The organism is Floridaenema aerugineum BLCC-F46, assembly GCF_041929345.1.
Lineage (GTDB): Bacteria > Cyanobacteriota > Cyanobacteriia > Cyanobacteriales > Aerosakkonemataceae > Floridanema > Floridanema aerugineum.
The window spans coordinates 1-6,056 of sequence record NZ_JBHFNQ010000249.1 but is presented as its reverse complement, the minus strand read 5'-3'; the positions used below and the strand labels follow the sequence as shown (position 1 = coordinate 6,056).

Here is a 6,056-nt window from a genome sequence, read left to right as displayed (position 1 = left end):
CTTCCCTGCGTTTTCTTTTGGTTTATTGTTGTTTAAAATAAATATTTTTATATTTTTTATATATGTTGGGGGGGGGCTGCAGCCCCACCCCACACGATTTACTTTTTTGTTGGGGGGGGGCCACCCCCCCCGCCTTGGTTTTCACTTTAAAAAATTAATTTGAGTTGTGCCAAAAATCTTTTAATTAGAACGCAGATGAATGCAGATGAAGCAGATAAATTGTCGATTTTCGCCAGAACTTTTTAATGAGATGGTGGGTTATTTAAGGATTTCTAATGCTAGCTGAATTCGTGCTTTTGTTTCGGAATACGGTTCGTTATTATAAGCCATTTCAAGTTCATACTGTGCTTGTAAATTACAGTTTTTAATTCCGTGAATTACCCCATAAATGTGATGATGCCTTGCCCAAGTATTATTCACAGAAGCAGCTATGCGTAATGCCCCAAATGCAAAATCATCAGAACCTACAACACCATGACAAATCGCACTACGACAACAAGAATTATATTTATCTTGTTCAGAACGAACTGTGGCAATAATATCAGATATAGACCTAAAAATCAGAGTGGTATGTCGCTTGGCGATTAACCAATTTATCACTTCTTTAATCACATCAGAGGGAATAGGCAAGCCAACATGGTTTACAATTAACAAATGTAAAATAGTAGCTGCTTGGTCTGAAAAGTGTAATGCTAACTCAGAAAATTTTTCCGGTATCCCAAACTCTCGGCGCAAATTAGGTTCTAAGATAAATTCTTCTAGCAATAAGCCTTGAAAAGATGTATTAGCAATATTTGACTGTAAATTAATACCTGACTGCATAGTAATATTGATTAAGCCGCTCCTACGGTATAACACGCTTATTAATAATTTTATCCGATACATCACAACTTATAAATGCTCTCTATGCTTATAAAGAGTGGCGTTTGTGGGGTGTAGTGCGATTCATTCTTCTATTATGCTTTCGTTTGCGATCGCTTCCTGTTGTTCCGACTCCAAATCGAGCAGATATATCACAAATTATAAATGCTCACTATGCTTACAAGGAGTGACGTTTGTGGGGTGTTGTGCGATCGTGAAAAGATAGATGCGTATGTCAAATCGCAGAAACGAATTCCTGTACAGTAAGTCCAGCAGTACGAATCAAACTACGTAGAGTACCTTTTGCCACCTCACGATGATCTGGGACAGAAAGTGTAACAGATTCTCCTTCTTTGACCAGAATAATATGGCTTCCAGTTTGGCGTACAACTTCCCAACCAAATGATTCAAATACTCGGACAACTTCGCGTCCACTGAGAACAGGAAGAGCAGATGTCATGACTATGCCAAAACCTCTATTTGCTGAGTTTCTATTGTAAGTGGCATACCACGTTCTGCACGGACTTGAAGACAAGCGGCGATCGCATCTTTAATATTCTCCAATGCCTCTTCTTTAGTCTGACCTTGGCTAACACATCCGGGAATACTAGGACATTCTACAATCCATACTCCATCTTCATCTCGGTCAATAGTTACGTTAAATTTCATAAGTTAGTAACAGTTTTATTGTGATAATTTACAGTATACCTTCGTCAACCTACAAAGGTTGAGGCTAGTTTGCGTGGCGTTTGTGGGGTGTAGTGCGATTCATTCTTCTATTATGCTTTCATTTGCGATCGCTCTCCATCTGGTGATTTTTATTTAATCTGTGAAGGCAGATTTTGTCTGTGTAGTTGCGGTTTAACCCTATTTTCTTCTAGTTCTCTCTGAGATAGCATGAAAATAGATTCTGACGAGTTAGAAATATGACTTCAGCATCGAGTGAGCAAACCTCCATTATTCTTACTGAACGTGGACTGACAATCTCAGGTACGCGCATCACGCTATATGATGTCATGGATTATCTAATTGCCCAATATCCTCCTAAGTTCATTCGTGGGCTTTTCAACCTAACTGATGAGCAAATTAATACTGCCCTTGCCTATATTGAAGCAAACCGCGCTGAAGTTGAGGCTGAGTATCAAATTGTACTTAAGGAAACTGAGGAACTTCGACAGTATTATGAAGAGCAAAATCGCGATCTCATTACTCGACTTGCTACAAAACCACCAAAACCAGGTATGGAAGCTGCCTGGGAAAAGCTTCAAACCCAGAAGGCAAAACATCGAGCTAAAATTAAATCCTACTCATGATTTTCCTCGTCGATCGTAATCTTGAAGGACACGCTCTACTTTTGTCGGGTAATATTGTGACGCTTGGCTGGCTAGATCTACTACCAATTCAGTTTATTACCTTTGAAGAGATCGAATTATCTATTACTAGCAATGACGGAGAAGTTTGGCGGTTTGCACAGGCAAATTAAATGATCCTGTTAACAGCTAATCGAAGTATGAAAGGTAAAGATTCTCTGGAGCAAGTCATACGTGAAGAAAATATATCAACTTCATTACCTGTTGTCACCATCGGAGATGCAGATCGAGTTCTGAGCGATCCTGATTATCGCAATCGTTGTGTTGACAGGCTCATTGAGATTGTCTTTGACATTGATGACTACAGAGGTTCAAGGAGACTTTTCATTCCATAAGCTATTGGTTTGCAAATTCATCAGTTAATCGATCGACCATTGTTTCAAACTCTTCTTCTGTGATTTCCTGACGTACCTTTGCAGCTAAACGATCCCATTGTTCATCTGTTGTAGACTCAAAGCGGACTTGCCATGCTTGTTCATCCTTTAATTCTGCTAACAGGCGAGTAGCGATCGCATCTTGTTCCGCTTCTGGTAATTTTTCAATTTCTGCAATTACACGCCTCAATAATTCAGTCATAATTCCCTTTATGAAAGCAACTTATTATATTAGTTTAACTTGCCGATGAACTAGTAGCTATGTCTGAGAGTTTCTTTAGGAAGTGCGATCGCTCTTGTCCATTTTTCCATATAGTTAGCATTAACCATCAACTCAAATTATTAACTATGGACAACACAGCCAAAATTTACACTCTATACTTTGTTTTTGTAGATACCCTAACCTCTATTGGCAACATCGACAATAATAGAGAAAATCCCGGTGAAAAGTTTGATACTGATGCACTTTTTAATAGATTTTTAACTTACGGTAAAGAACAATATTCTGATTTACACTACGATCTAGTTGCCGAAATTGGAGGTATTCATACCAAGGCTGAAGAAGAGTATGGCAGAATTGCCTCCAGAATTGTAAGTTTTTTAGGCACTTTGCGAGATGGAAAGAATGTAGATTTGGTTTTTGCCCTTTGGATTGCTGTAGAATTAGCTTTGAGTTTTTATTTCTCAAATTGTCTAAATCAGCCTAACTTGGTTTATGATTTGGAGGAAAAACTGAGGTTGGGTCATGAAAAGTACTTAGCAGCACAATCTAATTCTGAAGAGTGGCAAAATATTGATTCCATAATTAAGTCTAAGTTGGGGAATTTCTAAGCCTGTGATTGAAGAGAAAAAAGACAAGAAGTTTCAAGGGTTAATTGCTCTGGCAATTATCTGGTTTTTGGGTGTTCTGTGCGATCGCCTTTGGTTCGCTCTCGACCATTCTACCCCAGCTTGGGATCAAGCGGAATATCTTACCGGAACTCTAAACTATTCCCAAGCTTTACGCAATCCTCAGATCTTTTCTGGGGAATGGTGGGTTAATTTTTGGCAAATATCGTCCAAAATACCACCTCTAGTTTATATTTTAGCAGGCTTTGTCCAAAATGTCTTCGGTAGGGGGCAAGATCAAGCAACTATTGTTAATCTATTTTTTAGCGCTATCCTGTTATTTTCGGTTTATGGTTTGGGGGTTTATCTATTTAGTATAGAAGTTGGTTTGTTGGCGGCTGTTATCTGTCAGCTTTTGCCTGGTTTGTATCGGTTTCGCTTGGATTTTTTGTTGGATTATCCCCTAACTGCTGTTGTTACTTTTAGTTTTTTCTGTTTGACTGTTTGGCGTTTTTTGGGAACCGCAGAGACGCAGAGGACGCAGAGGAAAGAGTGGTTTTGGGCGGTGATATTTGGCCTTTCTTTGGGAGTGGCTTTGATGGTGAAACAACCTGCTTTGTTGTTTCTGGTGACTCCGATTTTATGGGTTTTGATTGAAAGTTTGCGGAAGAAGAGATGGGAAAGGTTAGCACAGCTTTTTACTGCTTTTTTGGTTTCGGTTTTGGTGTTTGGTTTTTGGTATCGGATTAATTGGTTGTTGATTTTAACTTCGGGGAAAAGGGCTACTGTGGATTCTGCGATCGCAGAAGGCGATCCCCCACTCAATACCTTAGCTGCTTGGACTTTTTATTGGCAAGATTTACCTTATGTGGTTTCTTGGGTTTTATTATTAGTGCCAATTGTCGGTTTATTGATTTATTATGTTAAAGCTAAGGTGAAAAATCCGCAAGCTAAGGTTTTAAATCCGAATTTGTCATGGTTGGCGGTTTTTTGGATTGGTTCTTATCTGCTTTGTTCTTTGAATATTAATAAAGATACTCGTTATGTTTTGCCTTATTTGCCAGTTTTGTCTGTCTTTTTAGCTTATTGTTTAACTCTCTGGAAAGGTCGCTTTGCTAAATCGATTCGTTGGGGTACAATTGGTTTAGCATTTTTGTTAATGTTGTTCAATCTTTACCCTTTGGGTGGTGCTTGGTTAACTCAATTTTTGAGTCCTCGATTTCAACATTATATTTACACTGGTGCGGAATTCCCCCAACAAGAAGTTATCGCAGAAATTATCCAAACTGAACCTTATTTACGCTCAAATTTGGGGGTTTTACCTTCCACTCCTAAGCTGAATCAACATAATTTTAATTACTTCGGTGCTTTGCGAAATTTTCAAGTTTACGGTCGGCAAGTTGGAACTCGCAAAAAGTTTGTTCCCCAAGATGCGAGGAGTCTTTCTTGGTTTGTCACTAAAACAGGCGATCAAGGTTCTGTTCCCTCGGAAGCGCAAAGTCAAATAACCCAAATTGTCGAACAGGGAAATGATTTTAAGTTACAGAAAAGTTGGAATTTACCCGATGAAAGTAATCTGAATCTTTACCGCAGTAAACAACCACCTGTAATCGTTCAACCTTTGGCGAAACCTTTGGGGAAAGTTACTTTAAATAAAGTTACTGTCCCCGAAAAAGTTGCACCTGGATCTCCCGTTCTGGTAATCTATGATTGGTCTGGTTCTTGGCAACAATTACAATCAGGTGTAGTACTTCTAACTTGGTATAATTCTGCTAATCCTAAGCAATCTCGCTGGTTACACGATCGCGCTTTGGCTATGGGAAATTTATATCCATCAAATCTGCCAAATAATAATTCAGGATTTCGCGTTGTGGAAAAAATGGCAATGCTTCCCCCCGCAGAATTAATACCAGGAAATTACAGTTTGTCCGCAACTTATATAAATCGCAAAACTGGTGAAAGTTACCAAATTCAAACGCCAAAAGTTGCTGTAACGATCGATCCTAATGCTAACAAAATTCCTGCGCCAGAATTGGATTTAATTACTCAATTACGCACTCTAGCAATTTCTTTACCTGAAGGGCCAAAAGCACTCGATCGCGTGTTCGATGAAATTGGTAGAATTAATCAATATGACCCAACTCAAGATTATTTGCAACAAGCGGAAACAGCTTTGAAATTTCGCCTGAAGCAAGAACCAAGTAATTGGGAATTGGCTTATAATTTGGCATTAGCTGAAGTTTTGCAAAGAGATGTGCAAGGAGCGATCGCAGCCCTGCAAAAAGTCACTCAGCTAGACTCCCAAAACCCCTACGCCTACGCTTATCTCGCCTTCGTACACCTGTACAATTGGAACCCCAAAGCCGCCCAAATCGCCCTTCAGCCAGCCTTAGCAATCAATCCTAACTCTCCAGAATTGCAAGCCCTTAGCGGTGTCGCTTCCGCAATGCAAGGTAATCTTATAAAAGCTTGGCGACAACTTCAGCCGATTCTTAACAATAGTTCACAATAAACTGAGGTACGTTGTTGGGGGGGAGGGCGAAATATATGGGTGGAGCCCCAAAAACAAAAATTTATTTTTTTTTTTTAAATAATGGTGTGTTAAAAAAAAATAAAAAAAAGT

General features: G+C 39.2%; 7 protein-coding genes and 1 pseudogene. 4 read left to right on the top strand and 4 right to left on the bottom strand.

The features are described 5' to 3' along the window. Nucleotides 1-258 precede the first annotated feature (258 nt). The 3 genes from ACE1CC_RS33635 to ACE1CC_RS33625 form a co-directional block, all read right to left on the bottom strand. Entirely contained in the window at nt 259-822 is a 564-nt protein-coding gene (locus ACE1CC_RS33635; protein WP_413274791.1) for a hypothetical protein, read from the bottom strand. A gap of 274 nt (nt 823-1,096) precedes the next feature. Further along, nucleotides 1,097-1,321: a type II toxin-antitoxin system HicA family toxin gene (locus tag ACE1CC_RS33630; protein ID WP_413274790.1), complete on the bottom strand. Its 225-nt coding sequence runs from the start codon at nt 1,319-1,321 to the stop codon at nt 1,097-1,099. Nucleotides 1,322-1,323: 2 nt separating this feature from the next. After that, entirely contained in the window at nt 1,324-1,530 is a 207-nt protein-coding gene (locus ACE1CC_RS33625; RefSeq protein WP_413274789.1) for a type II toxin-antitoxin system HicB family antitoxin, read from the bottom strand. A gap of 257 nt (nt 1,531-1,787) precedes the next feature. Here ACE1CC_RS33625 and ACE1CC_RS33620 point away from each other — a divergent pair, with 257 nt between their 5' ends. Further along, on the top strand, nt 1,788-2,174 hold the full coding sequence (locus ACE1CC_RS33620) for a DUF433 domain-containing protein (RefSeq protein ID WP_413267706.1): 387 nt from the start codon (nt 1,788-1,790) through the stop codon (nt 2,172-2,174). Further along, nucleotides 2,171-2,566 (top strand): annotated as a pseudogene (locus ACE1CC_RS37020) (ACP S-malonyltransferase). Before ACE1CC_RS33620 ends, ACE1CC_RS37020 begins: the two are co-directional and overlap by 4 nt. Before the next feature lies 1 nt (nt 2,567). Here the strand turns inward: ACE1CC_RS37020 and ACE1CC_RS33605 are convergent. Beyond that, nucleotides 2,568-2,807 (bottom strand): hypothetical protein, encoded by a 240-nt coding sequence (locus ACE1CC_RS33605; protein WP_413274786.1) that lies wholly within the window; start codon nt 2,805-2,807, stop codon nt 2,568-2,570. A gap of 59 nt (nt 2,808-2,866) precedes the next feature. Here ACE1CC_RS33605 and ACE1CC_RS33600 point away from each other — a divergent pair, with 59 nt between their 5' ends. Together ACE1CC_RS33600 and ACE1CC_RS33595 are read left to right on the top strand one after the other, a co-directional pair. Beyond that, the gene (locus ACE1CC_RS33600; RefSeq protein ID WP_413274785.1) at nt 2,867-3,436 is read left to right on the top strand and encodes a hypothetical protein; all 570 of its coding nucleotides are present in this window, start codon (nt 2,867-2,869) and stop codon (nt 3,434-3,436) included. A 4-nt stretch (nt 3,437-3,440) separates the two neighbouring features. Continuing rightward, on the top strand, nt 3,441-5,945 hold the full coding sequence (locus ACE1CC_RS33595; RefSeq protein WP_413274784.1) for a phospholipid carrier-dependent glycosyltransferase: 2,505 nt from the start codon (nt 3,441-3,443) through the stop codon (nt 5,943-5,945). The last annotated feature ends 111 nt before the right edge of the window (nt 5,946-6,056 follow it).